Source organism: Staphylococcus ureilyticus (assembly GCF_025558845.1).
Lineage (GTDB): Bacteria > Bacillota > Bacilli > Staphylococcales > Staphylococcaceae > Staphylococcus > Staphylococcus ureilyticus.
On sequence record NZ_CP094825.1, the window covers coordinates 1,631,614 to 1,653,906 of the forward strand.

At 31.1% G+C, this 22,293-nt stretch carries 25 protein-coding genes and 1 pseudogene; 7 read left to right on the plus strand and 19 right to left on the minus strand.

The window, feature by feature from the left end:
- Window positions 1–54: 54 nt before the first annotated feature.
- Together ntdP and mutY are read right to left on the minus strand one after the other, a co-directional pair.
- The gene (gene ntdP / locus MUA21_RS08105) at window positions 55–597 is read right to left on the minus strand and encodes a nucleoside tri-diphosphate phosphatase (RefSeq protein WP_019469633.1); all 543 of its coding nucleotides are present in this window, start codon (window positions 595–597) and stop codon (window positions 55–57) included.
- 66 nt (window positions 598–663) lie between these two features.
- Window positions 664–1,710 carry an A/G-specific adenine glycosylase gene (mutY, locus tag MUA21_RS08110; RefSeq protein WP_070658314.1) on the minus strand — a complete coding sequence of 349 codons (1,047 nt, stop codon included), beginning with the start codon at window positions 1,708–1,710 and terminating at the stop codon, window positions 664–666.
- A 123-nt stretch (window positions 1,711–1,833) separates the two neighbouring features.
- Between mutY and MUA21_RS08115 the strand changes: the two genes are divergently transcribed.
- Window positions 1,834–2,811 carry a metal-dependent hydrolase gene (locus MUA21_RS08115; protein WP_046207940.1) on the plus strand — a complete coding sequence of 326 codons (978 nt, stop codon included), beginning with the start codon at window positions 1,834–1,836 and terminating at the stop codon, window positions 2,809–2,811.
- A gap of 82 nt (window positions 2,812–2,893) precedes the next feature.
- Here the strand turns inward: MUA21_RS08115 and MUA21_RS08120 are convergent, their stop codons facing one another.
- From MUA21_RS08120 to MUA21_RS08150, 7 genes are all read right to left on the minus strand, one after another.
- Window positions 2,894–3,742: a sugar ABC transporter permease gene (locus MUA21_RS08120; protein WP_262561030.1), complete on the minus strand. Its 849-nt coding sequence runs from the start codon at window positions 3,740–3,742 to the stop codon at window positions 2,894–2,896.
- Window positions 3,743–3,751: 9 nt separating this feature from the next.
- Window positions 3,752–5,284 carry an ATP-binding cassette domain-containing protein gene (locus MUA21_RS08125; RefSeq protein ID WP_107525758.1) on the minus strand — a complete coding sequence of 511 codons (1,533 nt, stop codon included), beginning with the start codon at window positions 5,282–5,284 and terminating at the stop codon, window positions 3,752–3,754.
- A gap of 15 nt (window positions 5,285–5,299) precedes the next feature.
- Entirely contained in the window at window positions 5,300–5,614 is a 315-nt protein-coding gene (locus MUA21_RS08130) for a YfhH family protein (protein ID WP_046207943.1), read from the minus strand.
- Window positions 5,592–6,410 (minus strand): recombination regulator RecX, encoded by an 819-nt coding sequence (gene recX, locus MUA21_RS08135; RefSeq protein ID WP_107525759.1) that lies wholly within the window; start codon window positions 6,408–6,410, stop codon window positions 5,592–5,594. The genes MUA21_RS08130 and recX overlap by 23 nt, the downstream gene beginning before the upstream one ends.
- 350 nt (window positions 6,411–6,760) lie before the next feature.
- Window positions 6,761–7,573 (minus strand): monofunctional peptidoglycan glycosyltransferase SgtB, encoded by an 813-nt coding sequence (gene sgtB / locus MUA21_RS08140; RefSeq protein WP_107525760.1) that lies wholly within the window; start codon window positions 7,571–7,573, stop codon window positions 6,761–6,763.
- Window positions 7,574–7,887: 314 nt separating this feature from the next.
- Window positions 7,888–8,406, minus strand: a complete 519-nt coding sequence (locus MUA21_RS08145) for a type 1 glutamine amidotransferase domain-containing protein (protein WP_262561032.1) — start codon at window positions 8,404–8,406, stop codon at window positions 7,888–7,890.
- 88 nt (window positions 8,407–8,494) lie between these two features.
- Window positions 8,495–8,665, minus strand: a complete 171-nt coding sequence (locus MUA21_RS08150) for an SE1561 family protein (RefSeq protein WP_107525761.1) — start codon at window positions 8,663–8,665, stop codon at window positions 8,495–8,497.
- 176 nt (window positions 8,666–8,841) lie between these two features.
- Here MUA21_RS08150 and yfkAB point away from each other — a divergent pair.
- Window positions 8,842–10,002, plus strand: a pseudogene (gene yfkAB, locus MUA21_RS08155) (radical SAM/CxCxxxxC motif protein YfkAB).
- Between the two features lie 119 nt (window positions 10,003–10,121).
- Here yfkAB and MUA21_RS08160 read toward each other — a convergent pair.
- From MUA21_RS08160 to MUA21_RS08170, 3 genes are all read right to left on the minus strand, one after another.
- Window positions 10,122–10,643, minus strand: a complete 522-nt coding sequence (locus MUA21_RS08160; RefSeq protein WP_262561033.1) for an acyl-CoA thioesterase — start codon at window positions 10,641–10,643, stop codon at window positions 10,122–10,124.
- A 150-nt stretch (window positions 10,644–10,793) separates the two neighbouring features.
- Complete coding sequence (locus MUA21_RS08165; protein WP_107525762.1) at window positions 10,794–12,032, minus strand: aminopeptidase; 1,239 nt, start codon at window positions 12,030–12,032, stop codon at window positions 10,794–10,796.
- A 14-nt stretch (window positions 12,033–12,046) separates the two neighbouring features.
- Entirely contained in the window at window positions 12,047–12,250 is a 204-nt protein-coding gene (locus MUA21_RS08170) for a DUF1128 family protein (RefSeq protein ID WP_046207949.1), read from the minus strand.
- A gap of 132 nt (window positions 12,251–12,382) precedes the next feature.
- Between MUA21_RS08170 and MUA21_RS08175 the strand changes: the two genes are divergently transcribed.
- The 3 genes from MUA21_RS08175 (at window position 12,383) to MUA21_RS08185 (ending at window position 14,531) form a co-directional block, all read left to right on the plus strand.
- The gene (locus MUA21_RS08175) at window positions 12,383–12,847 is read left to right on the plus strand and encodes a low molecular weight protein-tyrosine-phosphatase (protein WP_046207950.1); all 465 of its coding nucleotides are present in this window, start codon (window positions 12,383–12,385) and stop codon (window positions 12,845–12,847) included.
- Between the two features lie 7 nt (window positions 12,848–12,854).
- Entirely contained in the window at window positions 12,855–13,139 is a 285-nt protein-coding gene (locus MUA21_RS08180) for a YtxH domain-containing protein (protein ID WP_262561046.1), read from the plus strand.
- Window positions 13,140–13,442: 303 nt separating this feature from the next.
- Window positions 13,443–14,531 carry a YihY/virulence factor BrkB family protein gene (locus MUA21_RS08185; protein WP_262561047.1) on the plus strand — a complete coding sequence of 363 codons (1,089 nt, stop codon included), beginning with the start codon at window positions 13,443–13,445 and terminating at the stop codon, window positions 14,529–14,531.
- A gap of 69 nt (window positions 14,532–14,600) precedes the next feature.
- Here the strand turns inward: MUA21_RS08185 and vraR are convergent, their stop codons facing one another.
- From vraR to map, 5 genes are all read right to left on the minus strand, one after another.
- Complete coding sequence (vraR, locus tag MUA21_RS08190; protein WP_019469616.1) at window positions 14,601–15,230, minus strand: response regulator transcription factor VraR; 630 nt, start codon at window positions 15,228–15,230, stop codon at window positions 14,601–14,603.
- Window positions 15,220–16,263 (minus strand): sensor histidine kinase VraS, encoded by a 1,044-nt coding sequence (gene vraS, locus MUA21_RS08195; protein WP_046207953.1) that lies wholly within the window; start codon window positions 16,261–16,263, stop codon window positions 15,220–15,222. The genes vraR and vraS overlap by 11 nt, the downstream gene beginning before the upstream one ends.
- Window positions 16,260–16,961 carry a cell wall-active antibiotics response protein VraT gene (gene vraT, locus MUA21_RS08200; protein ID WP_073345877.1) on the minus strand — a complete coding sequence of 234 codons (702 nt, stop codon included), beginning with the start codon at window positions 16,959–16,961 and terminating at the stop codon, window positions 16,260–16,262. Before vraT ends, vraS begins: the two co-directional genes overlap by 4 nt.
- 16 nt (window positions 16,962–16,977) lie before the next feature.
- Complete coding sequence (locus MUA21_RS08205) at window positions 16,978–17,364, minus strand: hypothetical protein (RefSeq protein WP_019469613.1); 387 nt, start codon at window positions 17,362–17,364, stop codon at window positions 16,978–16,980.
- Window positions 17,365–17,468: 104 nt separating this feature from the next.
- Window positions 17,469–18,221, minus strand: coding sequence for a type I methionyl aminopeptidase (gene map, locus MUA21_RS08210; protein ID WP_107525763.1), 753 nt, complete (start codon window positions 18,219–18,221; stop codon window positions 17,469–17,471).
- 176 nt (window positions 18,222–18,397) lie between these two features.
- Here map and MUA21_RS08215 point away from each other — a divergent pair, with 176 nt between their 5' ends.
- Complete coding sequence (locus MUA21_RS08215; protein ID WP_064209717.1) at window positions 18,398–19,384, plus strand: FUSC family protein; 987 nt, start codon at window positions 18,398–18,400, stop codon at window positions 19,382–19,384.
- A gap of 84 nt (window positions 19,385–19,468) precedes the next feature.
- On the opposite strand, the gene gatD is transcribed toward MUA21_RS08215, so the two are convergent.
- Together gatD and murT are read right to left on the minus strand one after the other, a co-directional pair.
- The gene (gatD, locus tag MUA21_RS08220; protein ID WP_046207957.1) at window positions 19,469–20,194 is read right to left on the minus strand and encodes a lipid II isoglutaminyl synthase subunit GatD; all 726 of its coding nucleotides are present in this window, start codon (window positions 20,192–20,194) and stop codon (window positions 19,469–19,471) included.
- Window positions 20,191–21,510, minus strand: coding sequence for a lipid II isoglutaminyl synthase subunit MurT (murT, locus tag MUA21_RS08225; RefSeq protein ID WP_107525764.1), 1,320 nt, complete (start codon window positions 21,508–21,510; stop codon window positions 20,191–20,193). The genes gatD and murT overlap by 4 nt, the downstream gene beginning before the upstream one ends.
- Before the next feature lie 168 nt (window positions 21,511–21,678).
- On the opposite strand from murT, the gene MUA21_RS08230 reads away from it, so the two are divergent.
- Window positions 21,679–22,185: a ferritin gene (locus MUA21_RS08230; protein ID WP_046207959.1), complete on the plus strand. Its 507-nt coding sequence runs from the start codon at window positions 21,679–21,681 to the stop codon at window positions 22,183–22,185.
- The last annotated feature ends 108 nt before the right edge of the window (window positions 22,186–22,293 follow it).

Below are 22,293 nucleotides of genomic sequence, written 5' to 3' on the forward strand. Positions count from 1 at the left end.
CATATATACCTTTAATACTATATCGGATATAACTATCAATTACATTAAATATGCTTAATAATCTCTAATCTTTTTAAACCGTTCACGCCAAACTTTAATAAAATCCGGTGCAAAAGGACCTTTTTTTTGTTCAATCCATTGTTGAAGAATATCTACGTTTCTTCGTAAAATTACATCAATATCAGATGAATAATTCATTTGACGCATATGTTGTTCATATTCATCTTCATCTAATAAATGATATTTACCATTGGGATAGACTTTAATATCTAAATCATAATCTATATATTTGAGTGCTTCCTCATCACAGACAAATGGTGAGGATAAATTACAATAATAATAAACACCATCTTCTCTAAACATACAAATAACGTTAAACCAATATTCGGAATGGAAGTATACAATTGCAGGTTCTCTTGTAATCCATGTTCGATTATCACTTTCTGTTACCAATGTATGGTCATTACCACCAATGACTACATGATCCGTACCTTTTAAAATAGTTGTTTCAGACCAAACACGGTGTATATTTCCATCGTGTTTATAACTTTGAATTTTTATCGTCTGACCCTCTTTAGGTATGGACTCTTTAACCATGCTCCACACCACCTTTTCTGATTTCACATATTGAATTATAACATAATTAACGATTACAGAACGACCTTAATTATTTGTTATTAAAAAATTATATATTTTTGACATACTTACTGGAAAGTTATAATTAACTTTATCATCTACAGGCATCCACTGCATATTGTTAGCTAATGTAATCTCTTGCCGATTAACACAACTTTTAGATATATACACATCAATATCCCATGTTAAATGTGTAAACTGATGTTTTAAAGAATAAACAGGTTTAGCTTGAAATTCAATTTCTGTAAATAATTGTGTATTAATATTTTCGTTGCTTTCCGCTTCATACATAGGAAATTCCCACATATTATTTAATAATTTTTGAGTTCTTTTTTCAATAAGTAAATCACCCTTTTCGTTACGCACTATATAGACATTTTGTTTTATATGTTTTTTCTTCACTTTAGTCGTTTTTACAGGTAACTGCTCAACTGTTCCTTGTTCAAAGGCTTCACAATGTTCTTGTACAGGACAAAATAAACATAACGGATTTTTTGGTGTACAAATTAATGCGCCTAGTTCCATCATCGCTTGATTAAAAGTACCTGAATCTTCTTGAACATATGTTTCTAATTCTTTTTCAAATGTTTTTCTTGTAGTTTGTAATTTGGTATCGCGATGATCATTATTTAGTCTTGACCACACTCTAAAAACGTTACCATCGACTGTTGCTAATGGAAGGTTGAAAGCAATACTCATGACTGCTGCTTTGGTGTATGGACCAACGCCTTTCAGTTCTCCAAAACGCTTCGGATCATTAGGTACCTCACCATTATAATTTACCGCTACATCTTTGATTGCATTATGGAAGTTACGTGCACGACTATAATAGCCGAGTCCTTCCCAATATTTTAGCACTTCATCTTCATGTGCGTTGCTTAAATCAGTTATTGTTGGAAACCTACTTACAAATTTATGATAATAATCGATAACCGTCTTCACTTGAGTTTGTTGTAACATTACTTCACTTAACCAAATATAGTATGGATTTTTAGTTTCTCTCCATGGCATTTGTCTTTGATTTTTCTCAAACCATTTTACGAGATTATTTTTAAATTCTGATTCGTTATACATGTTATACATCTCTTTCTCTACGTGATTCTAAAACTTTTTTTCTTCATTTTAGTATGTTAATTTTATTATTTAGTATATTAGATTATAATAGAAATAATATTGAAATGAAATGAGAGGATACTTATGGATACAGGTACGCATATTGTCATGGGTATTGGATTAACCGCTTTGGCAACACAAGACCCAGCGATGACTGGTTCATTTGCAGCAACTGCAACTACTCTAATCATCGGTTCTCTGATACCAGATGGAGACACAGTTTTAAAACTTAAGGATAATGCCACTTATATATCAAATCACAGAGGTATAACACATTCAATACCTTTTACGATTCTGTGGCCATTACTTATAACTTTATTTATATTTACATTTTTTAAAAATATTGATGCTAGCCATATCTGGTTATGGGCTCAGCTTGCGGTCTTTCTTCATGTCTTTGTTGATATATTTAATTCATATGGAACCCAAGCGCTCAGACCCATCACAAATAAATGGATTCAACTCAGTGTCATCAATACATTTGACCCAATCATATTCATCCTTTGGTGTGTCGGCATTTTGCTTTGGGTATTAGGCTTACATCCATACCTTTCATTTTTCCCTATTTTTGGTATTCTTGTTGTTTATTATATTATTCGGTTTAGGATGCAAGCCATCATTAAACAACAAGCGCTCAAACAAATAAAGCAAGAACATAACCCTGTTAAAGTTTTTGTTGCACCTACCATGCGATTTATGGAATGGCGTGTTGCTATTCAAACAGAAAATCACGATTATGTTGGACGCAGTTATGGTAGAAATATCGTTTTTAGTGATAAATCTGAGCGTCATCCTTTTCCTAGTAATGATTTAATGCAATTTGTTAAAGATGATAAAAACATAAAAACTTTCCTTAACTTTTCATCTATATATCGCTGGCAAGCTAGAAAGCTAGATGATGACACGACAGAAATTAGATTAATCGATTTACGCTATCTAAAAAATGGTCACTATTCTTTTGTAGCAATCGCACATCTAGACGAATTTATGAATATTGATCATTCTTATATTGGTTGGGTGTTTAGTGAAGATAAATTACAAAAAAAATTATTTGCAAAGTAAAAATTTTATTGATAATGACAAAGGCTGGGACACAAGATTGTGTCTCAGCCTTTACTAATAAGATTGAAAATGACTAAAATCATTATTTATGGTTTGTATTTTGAGCAATTACATTTTCGTTATGATTTGAATCATTTTTTAATTTGTCATCAGTATACTTTTTCTCATGCGCAACTCTAAATTTCTGATATGCTGTCGTTCTAAACAGAGCAAATATCAATGCACAAGCTGTCGCCATTAAAAATATAAAATAAAAATGGTATGGTATATTATTTAAGCTTAATGCACCTAAAACAACAGACTGTGAGATTCCCTCTATAAGATAAAATAACGGGTTCAACATTAAAATATGAGAAATTACTGTTGAATTACTGGACGGAATATACACAATTGGTACGAGAAAAAACACAATAACTGATAATATATAAAATATGATATCTACATTATTTTTTGTAATAGTTAGTAAATCAAATACTGTAGAAATAACTACGACAAAGATAATTGACATTATAACAAAGTATATTGTCGATGGAATGGAACTCTCTATATTAACTGGTGTCATTAATATAATCATCATTAACGCAATAAACATTAATAAATTAGAAATAATAGCTATCATAATCGTTTGAAAAATTGGATTCAAATTAAAAACTTTAGCAGTAAAATACTCTTTTTTAAACAATTGATAACTTTGATAAATAGCTATCCAGATAAATGAAAAACTTATTAATGCTGCTAATCTAAAATAACCACGTGCTTGTTTTATTTCTTCTGTACCATTCACATTAAATATGAACATTAGTAGACATAATAACAGGATGCTAATAATAAATGGTATTACAAACCATTTCCACTGCCCCTTTAATCGATGGTACAAGTGTTTACTTAAAAATGGTGCATTCTTATAAAAATTAATTAAATTATCTATCATTTACTACACCTACAATTCAATATATATCCATTTATCATTTTTAAAATCAGCCATGAAATAACCATCACCTGATTTAGTAATCCAGAAGTTATTATCAATATTAAATTTCTCTTTTAACTTCGCTTTATCTTTCATCGGAATTGTAAACCCGGAAAGTTTATTTTGATCATTAAATATCATTGCAATCGGTTGTTGAACGATAGGTACAATAAAGCGATCATTTTTCCCTTCTTCTGGAACTAGTGAATCTGTCACTGTACCATGCTTTTTATGTAAGTGACTATTAAAAAATTCAAAATAATTACTATAATTTTTACTCATAAATGGCGCGAGTGCATCCCCACTATGTTCTTCAAATAAACCTGCTGGATCAAAATAACGAATATCTTTTTTTCCGACTTTATAAGACTGATTATCGACACTAACACGATAATTTTTTGTGTTTTCACCAGTAATGGTAAGCAAAGCGTACTTGTTAGGACTTAACTCTTTTCCTTTTTTTAGGTTCTTTAATTTAACTGAATCATCTAATACGATTCCGTATGATAGTTTAGCTTCGTAAGGATTTTTAGGTTGGTTTTGAATAGTGGCCTGGTCTTCATTTTGTCCTATGTTAATTTTACCAATATCATTAAATATTAACACTGCTGTTAAAAGCACACCTAGTATACAAATAGTTATAAATGTCCAGAATCTAACTAGTACAATCGGTGGTTTGACGTGGTTATATCTTTCAATTCGTTTGAAATTATAAGTTAACTCAGGCGTACGCGCTCTACTTTTTTTCCAATCTAAATCAAAATTTCGTTTTTCTTCATCACTTTCTAAAGATGCTCTGTCTCTCTCATGTTCATTAAATACAGGAATGACTTGTTTAATAGAACCTTCCATTCTAAGTTGACCATGCGAAACCCACGCTATATAATTACTTGCTTTACTAACTCTTTCAACATTGTCATCTATCATAACAATGGTTAAATTATTATTTATGTATTCATCTGATAGTTCAATTGCTTTTTCAAAATATTCATCCGTTAAATTTTGCAGTATTTTATTAAAAATGATAATACTTGCTTTAGATGTTCTTGCAAGCGAAAAAAGTATGCGGGCATATACTTCATCTGGTAATTCACATATAGGCGTATCACTTTGCGCTTCGACATGTGCATATTTTAGAACTTGTTCAACTTTATGCGTATTGACTTTGTTTGGGAATAATGTAACTGCATTAGATATGAAATCTTCAACCGATATATTTTGAGCATATTTATCGTCTATATCTGCATAAAACAAATCTGTTTTGCGCACAATTCTTCCCTTATCAGGTTTAATTTCACCACTTAATATCCGACCTACAAGAGATTTTGAAGACGCAGGCTCACCGATGATGCCAAGTGATTCACCTTGATAGATATGTAGATTAATATTATTTAACTCTATGTTATCTGCATCATAACCAAAAGGCTGATACCACTTTTTTGATTTTTTATTTCTATAGTAATGTGTTACATTAAGTAACTTTAAAATAATTGAACTACCCATGCTATCTTCATCCTTCTACAGTTTTAATAATGCTAAGGGCAAACCTTCTTCTGGCTCTGAACTATTAATTCTGAATCCCCATGCAAAAATACCTTTAAGTCGTTCTACCTTAAAATAACTTTTTGTACCATCATTCAGTTGATAAATTTTGCCAAGTTCTACTTTATTTCTATCTACTAAATAGCTTTCTGCTATGATTGCTTTACTTGCATATACGTCATACTCGTTATAAATACCATTCATTTCTGCTTTGCGCATTTGTTCTTTATACCCTTGAATTTCATGACGTAATTCTATTTCACTCATTTCACTCAATTTCTTCCGTTCCATTCTCAATACCACTCTCTTCTAGTTTAGATTTTATTTTATCATATTGATAGCCTTTTCTCATAAGTGTTTCAATCGTTTTATTAACTAATTTTCTACCTGTATACTTTTTCGAACTCTTAGTATACGCTTTTTCTAAATCGTTTTGTAATAACATGTCTAATGATTCTTCTGATTGTGAAAAATCTAATTCTTCCATCACGATGTTAATCGTTTCAAATGTATAACCTTTTTGCATCAAAGATTGTTTTAACTTTTCTTCACGCTTTATTTGTGGTCCTTTTTTTTGTTTCAATATTTTATTCGCTAATTTTATAATCTTGTCTAAAGGTTGTTCTTCATTATATAAAAGCGCATATTCGTCAATAATATTTTGCTCTAAACCAGCTTCGCGTAATTTTTGTTTGAAAATTTCAGGACCTTTATCCGTAGTTAAAATCATTGTGTTTTTTAAACTATTCGCGTAGTCTTTATGATCTATTAAATTTTGCTTATGGCAATAATCTAATACATCTGCAATAACACTTTCTGAAATATCTTTCTTTGCTAGATGCTGTGCCACTTCGTGCTCAGTTCTTTTTCTATATGACAGATATTGAATCGCTATATTAATCGCTTGTCTATATTGCTCATACTTTTGAATTTTTTCCATTTCAGTTGCTTCAACAAGTTGTCCCTTTTTAAGATTGAAATAGACAAAAGTATCAATATCAATACCCATCTCAAATTCATCATCTAAATATAAATTAAAACGTTCTTTATTGTTTTTTTGAACTTCTATTTTTGTGATTTTCGGCATTATCTTCACTCCACTTATAAGAATAACTTATATTGTTTATGAATGGAATTATAGTGATTTTTATTTGCAAACTTCAACTTCATTATTTTTATATACAAATTATATCATGGTTCAAGGTTTATTCCTTTCACAAAATGACATCGTTAATCTACAAATTTCAACGTATTTTATAGTACTTAACAAGCATTTAAAAAACCTTCATTGCACAGTTGCAATTAACGTATTTTGTATTTTTAAAAGATTTAAAAAAGCCCCTTCCAAGCATTCATTTTTTCATGACTACTAAGGCAGGGACTTCTCTTTGACAACTTATCTTATACTTCTCATGATACTTGCTGATATTACTATAATCATACGCCTAATTCTAATAATGCATTTTTGTATTGTTCATCTGAAATAAATTCTTGTTGTTTCATTTTTTCTAAATCACTTTTCACTCGATTTATGAAATTATCCGACATATCATCGATATTATAAACACTAGGTGCATTAATTTTGCTTGCTAAAATGGCACTCTGTAAAACTGAAATTTGTGGCAACTCTTGATTATTTTTATCTGTCGTAACCCCAAAGTAATAATTTGCAGCTGATTCTACTGAATAATTATCACTACCGTAATAAATGTTATTCATATAAAAACTAAGTATTTCATCTTTACTGTAGTTTTTTTCAACGCGATGAGCTACAAACAATTCTTTAACTTTACGTGTAATAGACTGTTCATTATCATAAAAATAATTTTTTACTACCTGTTGCGTGATTGTACTTCCACCTTGTACATTTTTATCACTTAATGTCGAAAAAAGTGCCCTTGACGTTCCTTTTATATCAAATCCGTGATGCCTATAATAGCGTTCATCTTCCATAGCTATAAATGCACCTTTAGTATATTCTGGCATGTTTGAGACAGATACAAACGAATTCTTATTTTCTATTTTTTTTAATTCATCAATATCTGCGCGCGTACTCAAAGCATACATTATAGCAATAAATATTCCTAAAACAATTAAAATAGGAATAAGTAATTTGAAGAAAAGTCCTTTTCCTTTTTTCTGTTTTTTTGTTTTTGTTACTGGCTGAAAATAAGTATTATATTGAGGTTCGTTTACAGTATCAGTTTGAGATTTTTTGGTTGTTTGCTTATAACGATCGCTTCTTTTCATGCGGTAGCTCCTTTATATTGCTCTCATATCATTATAAGTGAGTTTATCAATTGTTGGAATTTTTATCTATAGTAAATCATAAAAATCGGTCCAAGGGTGTATATGTAACTCCTATCATGGCATTATGATCAAAGCTTTTAAAATTTATAATATCTCAATCCCAAAATACGGTTTGAATTTAAAATTCTATAAGAAACAAAAAAGTTGCCTATATTTTATAATGAACCACTTTAGAACCTTCAAAGTAAATTCATCTAAAACATAGACAACTATTTCCTTAATACCATTTTTAAAAATTGACGTACTACAAATGATTAAGCATTTAATTGATCTACGATTGCTTTATTAAAGTCATCTAAATCATCAGGTGTACGACTTGTTACAATATTGTTATCAACAACTACAGATTCGTCAACAACTTGTGCACCAGCGTTCGCTAAATCTTTACGAACATTTAGTACTGCAGTTACTGTTCTACCTGATAAGTCGTCTGTATCTATTAAAATTTGTGGTCCATGGCAAATTGCAAACGTTGAGACATCATTTTTGGTAAAGTATTTAGCAAATGTACCGTATCTGCCTTCAGAATCACCACGTAGATGATCAGGTGAGAAACCACCTGGAATTAATAATCCATCATAATCTTCTGGTTTTGCATCAGCAATACTTACATCCACAGAAACTTTTTCCCCATGTTTCCCAACAACTTCACTATTGGCTTCATCTCCAATAACAACAGTTTCGTGTCCTGCTTCTTCAATTGCTTCTTTAGGACTTGTTAATTCTACATCTTCAAATTCATTCGTTACAATAATTGCTACTTTTTTAGCCATAAATTATCACCTTTCCATATTTATGTTATATATTTTATATAGACTAAACTTGAGATTTTTAAACATAAACATTATATTACTTCGAAATTTAATCGGATGTTTTCGAAACTGATTTAACTTTTTCTTCTAATTGATCTAATAAACCAATCCATTCGTCTATGTCTTCTACTTTAACTTCATTAGGGTTAACATGATCGATATCATTCATAAACTTTTCTAGTCTCTTTTTTATTTGATCTATTGTTTGATTGTCATCCATTATATTAGTAACTCCTTTTTTTCAGATATTAATATACTAACATGGATTTGACAAATTTTGCCAAAGTCTTAATAATTATAAACTGAAATAATTTTACTCAATTAGAAACATTTCTAAATGTTTAATCATTTCACACATTTAAATCTAAGCCAAGCTTTAATAAAAGGATGTTTAAAATGACATATCAAGAATCTTTATTGTCTAGTATAAAAAAAACTATTTCTATATTTAATGATCCATGGGAAACCTATAATGATATCCAAGAACATAATGCATTAACTTTGAGTAATATTGAATTCACCACGACGAATCTATGCAATATGCGTTGTAGTCATTGCGCGGTAGGATACACACTTCAAACTGCAGACCCTTCTCCTTTACCAATGGATTTAATTTATCGACGTTTGGATGAAATCCCAAATTAAAAAACGATGTCCATCACTGGTGGTGAACCTATGTTTTCAAAGAAATCTATTAAAAATGTTGTGAAACCACTATTGAAATACGCCTATGAACGCGGAATTTATGTTCAAATGAATTCAAATCTTACATTACCTATCGACAGATATTTAGATATAGCTGAATATATTGATGTAATGCATATTTCACATAATTGGGGAACGATAGATGAATTTACAGAAGTTGGATTTGGAGCAATGGAAAAACAGCCACCATTGAAAGCAAAATTGAGACTTTATGATCAAATGTTATCAAACGCTCAAACACTTTCTGAACAAGGCATGTTCATTTCTGCTGAAACAATGTTAAACAAAAGTACAAGACCTTATCTGAATAAAATACATAATGAAATTGTTAATGATATGAAATGTCAAAGACATGAAATTCATCCGATGTATCCTTCTGACTTTGCTAGTCAATTAGAGGTGTTATCATTAGCTGAAATCAAAGAAGCAATTCATCACTTACTAGATATTCGACATCCAGATATATGGATGCTTTTTGGAACATTACCCATTTACCCTTGTATTTCCAACGAAGATGATCAAGCATTACTACATAGATTAAGAAATTCCAAAAATGTTACGATGCGAAATGATCCAGATGGTAGAAATAGATTAAATGTGAATGTGTTCTCTGGAAACATTATAGTGACTGATTTTGGTGATGAAAATGATACTTTATCAAATATTAAAAATGATAAACTCACAGATGTTTTTGATGCATGGTTAAAGACACCTTTAGCACAATCATCAAACTGCCATTGCCCTAAATTTAATTGCTTAGGACCAAATGTACTCGTAAAAAATATGTATTATCCTGATACAAATTTCAAACAAAATGAAATAGATATGCATCGACGTTATCCTATGCATTGATCATTTCTATTAAATTTAATAATTCAATCAAAAAAGGAATGTCATTTTCAAATATGATGTATATCCTTAGTCAAAACTAAGATTTCAATCATCATATTCGGAATAGACATTCCTTATCTTTATTCTATATGCTGCACACTAGCTAAAAACTCAATTGTTTCTTTACTTTCTTGTCTTCTTTCTTTACGGCGTTTAACCCTCGCTAATGCTGTTTCATGAAACCAGTTTTCAGTTTTTGATTCTGGATACACTTGTGGTACATTTGATGGTTTACCTTCATTGTCCAGTGCAACAAAAGTCAAAAAACTCAGCGCTGCTAGGTGCCTTTCATTTTTCAAAACATCCTCAATTGTAATTTGTACACATACTTCCATTGATGATGTGCCTGCATATGACACCATTGCCTCATATGAAACGATATCGCCCTTTTTAATTGGCTTTAAAAAATCAACAGAATCTGTAGATGCCGTAACAACTTGTGCGTTACTATGCTTCATTGCTGTAATTGCTGCTATTTCATCAATGTTAGCCATCAACATTCCACCGAACATCGTATGATGATGATTCGTATCTTGCGGAAATACTTGTCTTGCTTTAACACTTCTCGATTCAGACATCGATTTCATTTTAGTAGTTCCCATAATATATTCCTTCCCTTTTTTAAACTTAAGCAAATATAAATTAAGAGTGAGACAGAAACCTATTTTTATTAAAAAGATTTCGCCGTCCCACTCCGAAAATGATGATTTTAATTGGAAAATATCTAATGATTAAACTATTTTTATAAATGATTAATTAGCCCAATTACCATTTTCAAAAATCAGTTCTTGCTCGCCACTTGCTGTGATTCCATAAATTGTTAAATCAGAACTACCAATCATAAAGTCGACATGAACCAGTGAATCGTTTAATCCATGTGCTAATTTTTCTTCAGTAGTCATCGTTGTGCCACCCTCAATATTAAAGCCATAAGCTGAACCTAATGCAATATGACAAGAGGCATTTTCATCAAATAACGTGTTATAAAATATTGTATTCCGATTAGAAATTGGGGAATCGTCTGGTACTAAAGCCACTTCACCCAAGTGTTTGGCTCCTTCGTCTGTATTCAGTAAATCACGTAGCACTTCTTCACCTTGTTCGGCTTTAAAGTCTACTACTTCACCGTCTTTAAATGTAAGTGTAAATCCATCAATAATATTACCGTTATGGCTTAATGGTAATTTATTCGTTACATATCCATTCACTTTCAATCGATGCGGTGCTGTGAATACTTCTTCTGTCGGAATATTAGCAACAAATGCTTGACCATTCTCTGTATAACTCGTTGCATCTTCCCAAATATGCCCTTCTGGAAGACCAATTTTTAGATCAGTTCCTTCAGAGATATAATGCAAAGCCTCATAGCTTTTACGTTGCAATTTATCTGCATGTTTACTTAAATTTGCAATATGCTTTTCCCAATTTACCACTGGATCATTTCCGTCTACACGTACAATGTCTAGGACTTCATCAATAAATTTTTCATATGCTGCTTCTACAGTTAATTCTGGGTATACACGTGCTGCCCACGCTTTTGATGGAAATGCAGCTACACACCAAGGAAATTGATTTTTCTGACTTGCTTCCATATAACCTTTATATGCTGTAGCGTATTGTCTTTGGAACGTGGCTAATTTATCACTATCTATACCATTTAATAAATCTGGATCCTGAGTAATTAATGCTAGATTTGCTGCACCACGATTAACATAATCCATGCGTTTAGCTACCTCGTACGTCTTAACTTCATTTTTTTCAAAATGTTCAACTGTTTCATTTTCAAATTTAAGACGTGCTAAACGATCATCACTATACTCTACTTTCACATCTGAAGCCCCTCTTTTATATGCTGCTTCAACTATGTAATGCGTCAATTCTAAAGCATCTACGCTTGAACGGATGAATACTGGTTGGCCTTCTTGTACGTTCATGCCAATATCAGCTAATAATTCAGCGTACTGTTTCATTTTATGTTGTAATTGCCCCATATTTAAACTCTCCCTTATTTACGAATTTGTCCAAGCGCATCTGCAATTGCTGAAGCTTCACTTGGCGTAAATGAGGCTTTCGACGTTACATAATCATATACCTCTTTTACTTCTTGCGCATCAGCAGATTTATATTTTTCGGGATTGATTAAACTTTGATTAACTAGATTTAAACGATCACGAATTTCTTCAATCATTTCTTCGTTATTTTTAGTCACAACTCTCACCTCTTTTTAATTTATTTTATCAAATTTGCTAACCTTGTAAAACTTTTATCATAATTACTCTTTAGAAATGATTAAAAAAACATTAAAATGGGAAATAGGATTATATAATTTGGAGGTCAATATATGATTACAGTTGCATTTGTTTGTTTAGGAAATATTTGTCGCTCACCTATGGCAGAAGCTATAATGCGCCAAAGATTAAAAGATAGAAGTATCGATGGTATAGAAGTCACTTCAAGAGGTACAGGTAAATGGAATCTTGGTCAATCACCTCACGAAGGGACGCAAAAAATATTAACTGAACATCATATTCCATTTGATGGGATGATTAGTGAACTATTTGATTCTAACGACGACTTTGATTATATTATTGCTATGGATCAAAGCAACGTTGATGATATTCAAAGTATTAATCCAAATATTAAAGGAAAATTATTTAAATTGTTAGATTTCAGTGATATGACTGAGACTGATGTACCAGATCCTTATTATACAAACAATTTCGAAGGCGTGTATAAAATGGTACAATCGTCTTGTGATAATTTAATTGATTTCATTATTAAAGATGCTAATTTAAGAGAGGGGTAACAACATCATGCAAAACAAATTAATTCCAGGTATATTATTAGGTGCTGTAATAGGAGGCGCAGCAACACTTGCTGACAAATCTACACGCCAATCATTAAAACAATCAATTAAAGATATTAAAGAAGGTAATCATTCACAAAAGCCTTCAGCATTTTCTAACATTAAAGATGAAGTTTCGTATTGGAAAGATGCAATTGAAGAAATTAGACGTAATAATCCTGAGTTAGAACGTTCTTTAAAAGATGCAAAGGATACATTTGTTGAACGCAAAAATAATCGTTTGAAAAATTAAGGAACAGCTTTACTAATGAACACTATAAATGTTTATCTATTTTATATTTATAAATTGAAGTGAATCGTCAAAGATGACTAGCAGAAATATAACATAGTCAACTTAGCGGGGGTGGGAATTGGAAATCAACTTGTTAGTTATGATTTCTTTCCTACCCTCTTTATTTTTGATTTATTATCTGATATTTTATTTCTCAAAAGATACTTTATTTCAAAAGAATGTGGCAACACATATTTACCTTTAATAGATTTTACAGTATATTAAACTGTATACGTAAAATATCAGTACACAAGGAGATTTGATATGTCTAAAAATGAGAAAACATCTTCTAATTTTCTGAATGAAACTAAAGAAGTTGAAGAACAAAAGAACAAAAAAGATAAGCACGAACAAATTGAACGTGATCGCATATACATAACACCAAATGAATTCAAATCGAAATCACCAAAAAAAGATAATCAAGAATTTTTTGTCTCACGTATCAATAAACCAGCAAAATATACTAAAGATTCAAATTTTTTCTCTTATTTAGCATATAGAATAGGAAAAGACGATGCATCAGGATTATCAGCACAATTATCCTATTATTTTATGCTGTCACTATTTCCTATGTTACTTTTCTTGTTATCTATTGTGCCATATCTCGGTATTAAACAAGGTTCAATTAGAAGCATGATTAAGGAACATGTACCACAAGATTACGCACCACAAGTATCATCTATTATCGGTGATATTATGGACAATGCTAGTGGTGGCTTACTATCTATTGGGTTAATCGCAGCATTATGGTCTGCATCCAACGGTATGACTGCATTAATGAATTCGTTCAATGTCGCATATGATGTTGAAGATAGTAGAAACTTTGTAGTTTCTAAACTATATAGCGTGTTATTCACATTAGCAATGATAATCGTAATGCCAGTTGCGCTTGTTTTACCTACATTTGGTCAACAAATTGGCGATCTATTATTTGGGCCTATTGGACTTGGTGAACAAGTGAAATGGGTATTTGATACAGTACGTTTTGTATTGCCCGTTATTGTCGTTCTAATTGCATTTATGGTTTTATACACATTAGCGCCAAATGTTAAAATTAAAATGCTTTCAGTTATACCCGGTGCTATTTTTGCAACTATCGTATTTTTAGGCGGCTCTTATTTATTTGGTATTTATATTTCAAACTTTGCTAATTATTCTAAAACATATGGTAGTATTGCCGGTATCATTATATTAATGCTATGGCTTTATATCACTGGTTTTATCATCATCATTGGTGCTGAAATCAATGCTATTATGCATCAAAGAAAAGTTGTTGCAGGTAAGACACCAGAAGAAATTACCATTGATCAACTTGAAGAAGAAAAAAATAGCGGTGTAAATGAAACGACTTAATTTTCTTTATATATAAATTTAAAAAGCTAAAACCTAGGCACACATTATTTGCTTAGGTTTTAGCTTTTTTTATTGTATTAAATTATGTTGAAATGCATAAATTACAGCTTGAGTTCTATCTTGTACTTCTAATTTACTCAACACGTTACTAACATGTGTTTTAACTGTTTTGATTGTAATATGTGAAGCACTAGCAATTTCCTGATTTGAGTAACCTTTAGCGATTAATAATAATATCTCCATCTCACGTTCAGTTAACATCTCATATAATTCAGCGCGTTGTTTCATACGATTCCTCATCTTAACCAACACTTCTGCTTCAAACACAGATTCATCACGATATGTTTTACGTATCGCTTCGGCGATATCGCTAGCACTTGTCGTTTTTAAAATATAACTATCTACACCAGAATCTAAAGCACGGTATACTTCATTATCTTCAATATAACTGGTTAGCATAACAACTTTAATGTGTGGCAAATCTTTCTTGATTTGTTCTGTAGCTTCTACACCATCCATATCATCCATGAGTAAGTCCATTAAAATTAAATCAGGCTTAAGTTCATGTGCTTTTTCAATTGCATCTTTCCCCGATTGCCCTTCTCCGACTACTTCTATATCTGGTTGAGTAGATAAATAACTAGAAATACCAATTCTGACCATTTCATGATCATCAACAAATAATACTTTAATCGGCATACGAATCCTCCTTATTTAATGGGGCTTTGACTTCAATCCGTGTTCCTGAATCTGGCAGTGATACTATATGAAATGTTGCGCCAATTTCAAGTGCTCGTTCACGCATATTTTTTAACCCATAGCTTTGTTCTACCTTATCATCAACGTTAAAGCCTTTACCATCATCTTGTATACGTAATAATAAATATTCCTCTCTATTAAACAATTCAATTGTAACTTTTGTACCTTTTGAATGTCTTAATGTATTTGAAATTGCTTCTTGTGTAATTCTAAACAAATGATCTTCAATGCCTTTAGGAACGTCGAAATCTTCAATATCATGTACGACTTTCATTGGCACTTTTTTCTGTAGATCAACTACTAAATCTTTGATACCTTGACCAAGTGATTTATCCTTCAAGCCAATTGGTCTTAAATGTAATAGCAAGGCGCGCATTTCTAATTGTGAATCTTGGACCATTTTTTCCAATACTGGAATTTGTTGATCTAAAGGTGCTTTCAAATCAGTTTCTTTAATAGCAGAGAGCATCATGCTTGCTGCAAATAGTTGCTGGCTTACGGAATCATGTAACTCACGAGCCAGTCTTTGCCTTTCATCTTCAATTATTTTTTTAACTTTCACATCGTTCATATTATATGATTCATTCGTTAAATTTTGTGTTTTTAAACGTAATTTATGAACTTCTTGATTGAGCGGTACAAGTGTTTGATATAATTCAATTGTTTCATTATATAATTCTATATTCTGGTCGTTGATACCAACTGTTTGTCCTTCAATAGAACGTTCAATTTGATCTTGTAACCAATGATTTTGTTGGTTGATTTTATATGCTAATACTGAGCCAACTATGATGCATAGTAATATAACTAATAAATTAATAAATAGTAAAACTGGAATACCAAAGATTTGTGTATAAATCATACCTTGAAAATATATAATATTCACAAATACTTTATCTATAAAAAACATAGCGAAAAATGTACTATAAACTAATATCAACATCGACCCTATTGCTCTTATATAGTGATTCATTTATAAATCACCTCAACATCTCCTATGAATGTTGACAAATAGACATTTACAGCATAATTATCTTCTTTTGTTTCTTCACTAACTTTAATATTGTTGTTTTCAACTTTATATGATGTTTCATTGACGTATGCATTGCCATAAAGTGCTGAAAAATGTAATTTTATATTGTAATTTAAAGGCACAATAATTTGCACTTTACCTAAAAAATGTCTGATTACTACCGTATTATGTTCTCTAATATTAGCAGCTTTAGACATATCTATATGAATATCACCAATACCATGCTGTATTTGTAAATCTTCCCATTTATAAACATAAATAGGTGTACGTTGCTCACCAAACCACTTTTGTTTAATAAATTCTGGAGATTCTACTGCCTCTTCTGTCGCAATAATTTTCAACGGTTTAAATCTATAAAAGATATATCTCACTATCAACACAATTAAAAATATAAATAATATAATAATCGTGTATTTATTAGATAATAAGGTAAAAGCAATAAGTAATACCCCTATCCAAAATGATAATAAACCTCGTATTTTATGAAAATATAAATAGCCTACATAAACCAATATACAGCCTAATAATAATACAAAAATAAAGCCAATTTTTTCAAAGAAAATATAGTAGAAATTAGCTATTATCATTAATGCTGTAAACACAATCAACATCTCAGTTGATATATATTTATGAGTCATGTTTCGCCACCTTTCTTCAAGCGACTAAACTAATTTGTTCGATTAAATCACATTCTGTTTCAACATTTACTTTTTCTTTAGCTTGTTGTGATAAATCGGCTACAATACGTGCGTAGTCTGCTTCCATTTCATTCAAATCATTTTTAATTTTTTCTATATCATAGTGCTCAATTTCCTGTGCACATTCAATATCAGATTCATCTAAAATGTCGATATATTTATTTTCTAAAGATAATGTTAAATGATCTATTAGCCTAGCTACATAAGTTTTTCTTTCAAATAGATAATTTATGTACATTTCTATACTTCTTAATTTTTTATCAAGATATTGTCTATACTCAATTAAGCTTGAATAAAAGGTTTGTTTGGTCATTTTTTCTAAATAAGTCGTAATATAATTCATAGAATCACCTCATGATTGATTAGATTCTATTATAAAAAATATCCGGAACCATTAGTATGGGCTCCGGAACCATCTTATATTAGGACTTTAGACCGAAACTTATTCTAATCTATTTTAGTAGTTAAAACTGGTCCTTCTTTCGTTACTATAACGGTATGTTCAATTTGAGCAACAAAGCTTTTATCTTGCGTTTCAAAAGCCCATTCATTTTTACCTTCTGTGACAAATGTTGCTTTTGAAGAAATAAATGGCTCAACAGCAATTACAGTGCCTTCTTTAAGCAATGTTTTATCTTTTGGATCATAATAATTCATCACATGGCTTGGAGATTCATGTAATGACTGACCAACACCATGACCTGTTAAATTTTTAATCACAGTTAAATCATTTTTACGTGCCGTCGCGTGGACTGCTTTACCAATTTGACTTAGCTTCGCACCAGGCTTGATTTTGGTCATAGCTGCATCAAATGCTTCTAATGCAACATCACAAACTTTTTGTTTCAATGGATTATCCGCTTCACCAACTACAAATGAAATTCCTGTGTCCGCATAATAGCCATTTTTCAAGGCAGAAACATCAATATTTACTAAGTCGCCTTCACGAATTTTTCGTTTTCCAGGAATACCATGTGCCACTTCTTCATTTACGCTGATACAAGTTTGGCCTGGAAAGTTTTCGTCATGAATTGGCGCTGAAATAGCTCCATGTGCTTTAAATAAATCTTTTGCAATATCATCAAGTTCTTTTGTAGTAATACCAGGTTTAGTAGCTTCTTGCATTTTGTCTCTGACAAGTGCACAAATGTATCCAATATCTTTTAGTGCTGTTAATTCTTCTTCTGTTTTTACAATCATTTTATCCCGTTCCTTTTTGTAAATTATATTCCTTCTTATTATAGCAGACTTTTTTTGATATAATAAATTAGAAAATTTTTATCATATATAGTTTAACATTTTAACAAAGTAATGACATAACCAGTTTTACAATTCTGGTTAAATCATTAAACGTTTATTTATATAGGAGTTTTAATATGAATGATTCTTGGTATAAAAATATTGTTGGTGCACGTACAATAAAAACAGGTTTAGCTACATTTTTAACTGCTCTTTTTTGTTTAGCCTTAAATTTAAACCCAATTTTTGCTATATTAACAGCTATAGTCACAATTGAACCAACCGCTAAGGCTTCATTAATAAAAGGGTATAGAAGACTTCCTGCAACAATTATTGGTGCATTATTTGCCGTGATTTTCACTTTTATTTTTGGTGATCAATCTGCTTTTGCCTATGCATTTAGTGCAACATTCACCATTATTTTATGTACAAAATTGAACTTACAAGTTGGTACTACTGTAGCAACTTTAACCGCAATGGCTATGATTCCTGGTATTCATGATGCTTATTATTTTAATTTCTTTTCCAGACTATTAACAGCTATTATTGGATTAGTAACAGCTGGATTAGTAAACTTTATTGTCTTACCACCCAAATATTATGATCAATTGGATGATGCTATTAATTTAACAGAAGAAAAAATGTATGCACTATTTCATAAGCGTATACGTCAACTTGTTGTTGGTAAATTTTATAATGGATCGACCAATCAACAACTTGCCACCTTATTAAATTTAAATCAAAAAGTCGAAACGTTGCTTTCTTATCAAAAAGACGAACTCAGTTATCATAAACACCATCATTCAGAATGGATTCGTTTAAAGTCTTTAACTACACGTACACATACAAATCGCTTATTCATAACTCACCTATCTAACTTAGTTTATTTGCCAAAAGACACGCAGGTTACTTTTACTAAAGAAGAGCAACTTGCTATGCTGAATATTGCTGACAGTATAAATAATATACATAGTACCGGGCATTTTGAACGTCATCCTGAATCAGCGTCATTACTTAAATCCACGGTCAAAGGTTTAGATGAGTTTGATAAAAACCAATTAAAAAGTCATATTGTCTATGAAATACTATTAATTTATAGAATTTTAAATAGTCGATTTGCTTAAAGAATAACATTAAATACGTAACATAAAAAATAGCCTAGGACCTTTGTCCTAGGCTATTTTTTATATTTTAATAAAGTCGGAATTCTATTTTTTCTGTTGAGAAACGCGTTCAATAATGACTTTCTTAGCTGCTTCTTCCTCAGTATTATCTAATTCTTTCGGTTCGAATACAATGCCTTTGCGTTCACACGCTTTTTCTAATAGATAGTCTGTAATTTCATGGTTTTTAGGTAGTATGGGGCCATGTAAATACGTACCTAATAAATTCTTGTAATGAATACCTTCTTTGGCATCGTCATCATTATTACCAAAACCATGCGTAACTTCTCCCAAAGTCCCGAAATTATGATAAGTACGTCCCCCATGATTTTCAAATCCAACTATTGTGCCAAAAGTATCACTTTCGATTACAATATCTCCTGTCAAACGATCTTTTTTAGATTCTGTATAAAAATCTAAAATATTTAACCCGTCTAATTCTGTACCATCTGGCGTAACGTATTTACGTCCTAAAAATTGGTAACCACCGCACACAGTTAGACCGGGTAAGCCATCTTCAATCGCATCTTTTAACTTGCTTTTAATTTTAGTTAATTCTTGTGTAGCTAATGCTTGTTCTCTGTCACTACCGCCACCAATAAAAAAGATATCACATTCATCGAAAGTAACATTTTCTGTCTGATTAATATCTACTACTTTTAGTTTGATATTACGGCGTTTAGCACGTTGTTTAAGTGCAATGATATTTCCTATATCACTATATAAATTTAATTTATCGGGCATAAAGTGATAGACCGTCAACTCATTCATTTTACTTTGTCCTCCTCAAAAGAGTGGTTCAATTGCTTTAACATAGGGGAAAGTGAAGTATAGTTAGGTATTGCTACAGTAAAGCTATTTGTATATTCCATTGTTTTCGCAGTCGCTTTGTAGATATCACTTTCTAATATGATCGGTACATTAATCTCTGCAAGCTTTAATCTTAATTGTAGCTCTTCCGCTCGTGAACCTGTAACTATAATAGCTTCTATTTGTTGATTCACTAATTTTTCAAAATCAGCATCGTAAATCCAAGATGTGTCACGTCCGTCCGCTGCATAATCATTTAAACTGATAACATAAACTTTATTCCCTTCTATTCGATCACCGACCGAGAGACTTGCATTCATACCGGCAGGGTTTTTTGCTAGATTGATCATAGCTTCTTTGGTACCCTTTTTAAAATACTGCATTCTGCCATTATCAGAAGTATAAGTTTCAAACCCTTTTCGAATTGACGCATCATTTAATCCAAGTTCTCTGAGCACGGTATAAGCAGCAATTGCATTATATGCATTAAAATCGCCTGCAATTTTCATATTAAATGTTGTAGTACCAACATTTAAGTTAAGAAATGGAGTTAAATCAAATTGAGATACTTCATATTTTGTTTTTTCTCGTTTAAAACCACATTCACAATAATAATGGCCTAATTGGTTATAATGAATATAATCATAATGTAATAAATGACCACAATTAGGACAATATCTACTTTCATTCATAGAACTTTGTTCAAAATCATGCGCATGCTTTTTCATACCATAATAAGTAACAGTATCACTTGCTATCTTTAATCTACTAACAAAAGGATCGTCGGCATTTAATAATAATTTTATACCTTTATTATCAATTGCTTTTGCAATATTATTTACCATAATATCGATTTCCCCAAATCGATCCATTTGGTCACGAAAGAAATTAGTGACGACCATCATTGTAGGTGTAACTTCGTTTAGTACTCTTGGTATAGAACCTTCATCAATTTCAATAACTGCAATTTTAGTATTTTTTTTAAGTTGCAAAATAAAAGCTGATGTAATTCCAGCAGCCATATTTGCACCTTCATTATTATGTATGATTTCAATTTGGTTTGCTTTTAACGTATGACCTATTAAATTTGATGTAGTCGTTTTCCCATTTGTACCACTTATAAATACAATCTCATCAACATGAGATGCCAATTCTCTTAAAATATTTTTATCCACTCTTCTAGCGACTTGACCTGGTAAGTCTGTTCCTTTTTTCCCAACAGTACGACTTACTTGTCTTGCCAATCTCGCTAGGCGTGTTGCAGTCCATTGTCTCATCTACTTCCTCCTCTACTATTCACTCAAATATTATAACACGATTAAGTTGTATTCCAAACAATTCTCAATGCAAATATATATCAACCTCCCAGATTAGAATAATTATTATTTACGAATGAGAATAAATTTGCTATACTAATAAAAAATGATACATGGAGGCTTTGACTTATGTTGAATAAAGAATTATTAGATGCATTAAATGAACAAATGAATCACGAATATTTTGCTGCACACGCCTATATGGCAATGGCTGCATATTGTGATAGCAAATCCTACGAAGGCTTTGCTAATTTCTATATCCAGCAAGCAAAAGAAGAAAGATTTCATGGTAAGAAAATTTATGATTACATCAATGATCGTGGTGAACAAGCAATCTTTAATTCGATACCAGCACCTAAATCTGAATTCACAAGTATCTTAGAAACCTTTGAAGATGGCTTAGCTCAAGAACAAGACGTAACACGCAGATTTTATAACTTATCTGATTTAGCTAATAAAGATAAAGATTATGCTACGATTTCATTTTTAAATTGGTTCCTAGATGAACAAGTCGAAGAAGAATCAATGTTTGATACACATATTGATTACTTAAAACGTATCGGTGATGATAGTAATACTTTATATTTATATGAGAAAGAATTAGCCTCACGTTCATTTAATGAAGATGAAGCATAGAGTTAGTGTGGTAACTCACTACTTATTTCTATATAGTTATTAATAACTATACAAAAGCATGCCAATGATGTTGGCATGCTTTTTAAGTATTTATGAGTCAGCAGCAAA

Excerpts from the sequence above, each read along its gene's own strand:
- ntdP (WP_019469633.1), bottom strand. The coding sequence starts at position 597 with ATGGTTAAAGAGTCCATACCTAAAGAGGGTCAGACGATAAAAATTCAA.
- mutY (WP_070658314.1), bottom strand. The coding sequence starts at position 1,710 with ATGTATAACGAATCAGAATTTAAAAATAATCTCGTAAAATGGTTTGAG.
- MUA21_RS08115 (WP_046207940.1), top strand. The coding sequence starts at position 1,834 with ATGGATACAGGTACGCATATTGTCATGGGTATTGGATTAACCGCTTTG.
- MUA21_RS08120 (WP_262561030.1), bottom strand. The coding sequence starts at position 3,742 with ATGATAGATAATTTAATTAATTTTTATAAGAATGCACCATTTTTAAGT.
- MUA21_RS08125 (WP_107525758.1), bottom strand. The coding sequence starts at position 5,284 with ATGGGTAGTTCAATTATTTTAAAGTTACTTAATGTAACACATTACTAT.
- MUA21_RS08130 (WP_046207943.1), bottom strand. The coding sequence starts at position 5,614 with ATGGAACGGAAGAAATTGAGTGAAATGAGTGAAATAGAATTACGTCAT.
- recX (WP_107525759.1), bottom strand. The coding sequence starts at position 6,410 with ATGCCGAAAATCACAAAAATAGAAGTTCAAAAAAACAATAAAGAACGT.
- sgtB (WP_107525760.1), bottom strand. The coding sequence starts at position 7,573 with ATGAAAAGAAGCGATCGTTATAAGCAAACAACCAAAAAATCTCAAACT.
- MUA21_RS08145 (WP_262561032.1), bottom strand. The coding sequence starts at position 8,406 with ATGGCTAAAAAAGTAGCAATTATTGTAACGAATGAATTTGAAGATGTA.
- MUA21_RS08150 (WP_107525761.1), bottom strand. The coding sequence starts at position 8,665 with ATGGATGACAATCAAACAATAGATCAAATAAAAAAGAGACTAGAAAAG.
- MUA21_RS08160 (WP_262561033.1), bottom strand. The coding sequence starts at position 10,643 with ATGGGAACTACTAAAATGAAATCGATGTCTGAATCGAGAAGTGTTAAA.
- MUA21_RS08165 (WP_107525762.1), bottom strand. The coding sequence starts at position 12,032 with ATGGGGCAATTACAACATAAAATGAAACAGTACGCTGAATTATTAGCT.
- MUA21_RS08175 (WP_046207950.1), top strand. The coding sequence starts at position 12,383 with ATGATTACAGTTGCATTTGTTTGTTTAGGAAATATTTGTCGCTCACCT.
- MUA21_RS08180 (WP_262561046.1), top strand. The coding sequence starts at position 12,855 with ATGCAAAACAAATTAATTCCAGGTATATTATTAGGTGCTGTAATAGGA.
- MUA21_RS08185 (WP_262561047.1), top strand. The coding sequence starts at position 13,443 with ATGTCTAAAAATGAGAAAACATCTTCTAATTTTCTGAATGAAACTAAA.
- vraR (WP_019469616.1), bottom strand. The coding sequence starts at position 15,230 with ATGCCGATTAAAGTATTATTTGTTGATGATCATGAAATGGTCAGAATT.
- vraS (WP_046207953.1), bottom strand. The coding sequence starts at position 16,263 with ATGAATCACTATATAAGAGCAATAGGGTCGATGTTGATATTAGTTTAT.
- vraT (WP_073345877.1), bottom strand. The coding sequence starts at position 16,961 with ATGACTCATAAATATATATCAACTGAGATGTTGATTGTGTTTACAGCA.
- MUA21_RS08205 (WP_019469613.1), bottom strand. The coding sequence starts at position 17,364 with ATGAATTATATTACGACTTATTTAGAAAAAATGACCAAACAAACCTTT.
- map (WP_107525763.1), bottom strand. The coding sequence starts at position 18,221 with ATGATTGTAAAAACAGAAGAAGAATTAACAGCACTAAAAGATATTGGA.
- MUA21_RS08215 (WP_064209717.1), top strand. The coding sequence starts at position 18,398 with ATGAATGATTCTTGGTATAAAAATATTGTTGGTGCACGTACAATAAAA.
- gatD (WP_046207957.1), bottom strand. The coding sequence starts at position 20,194 with ATGAATGAGTTGACGGTCTATCACTTTATGCCCGATAAATTAAATTTA.
- murT (WP_107525764.1), bottom strand. The coding sequence starts at position 21,510 with ATGAGACAATGGACTGCAACACGCCTAGCGAGATTGGCAAGACAAGTA.
- MUA21_RS08230 (WP_046207959.1), top strand. The coding sequence starts at position 21,679 with ATGTTGAATAAAGAATTATTAGATGCATTAAATGAACAAATGAATCAC.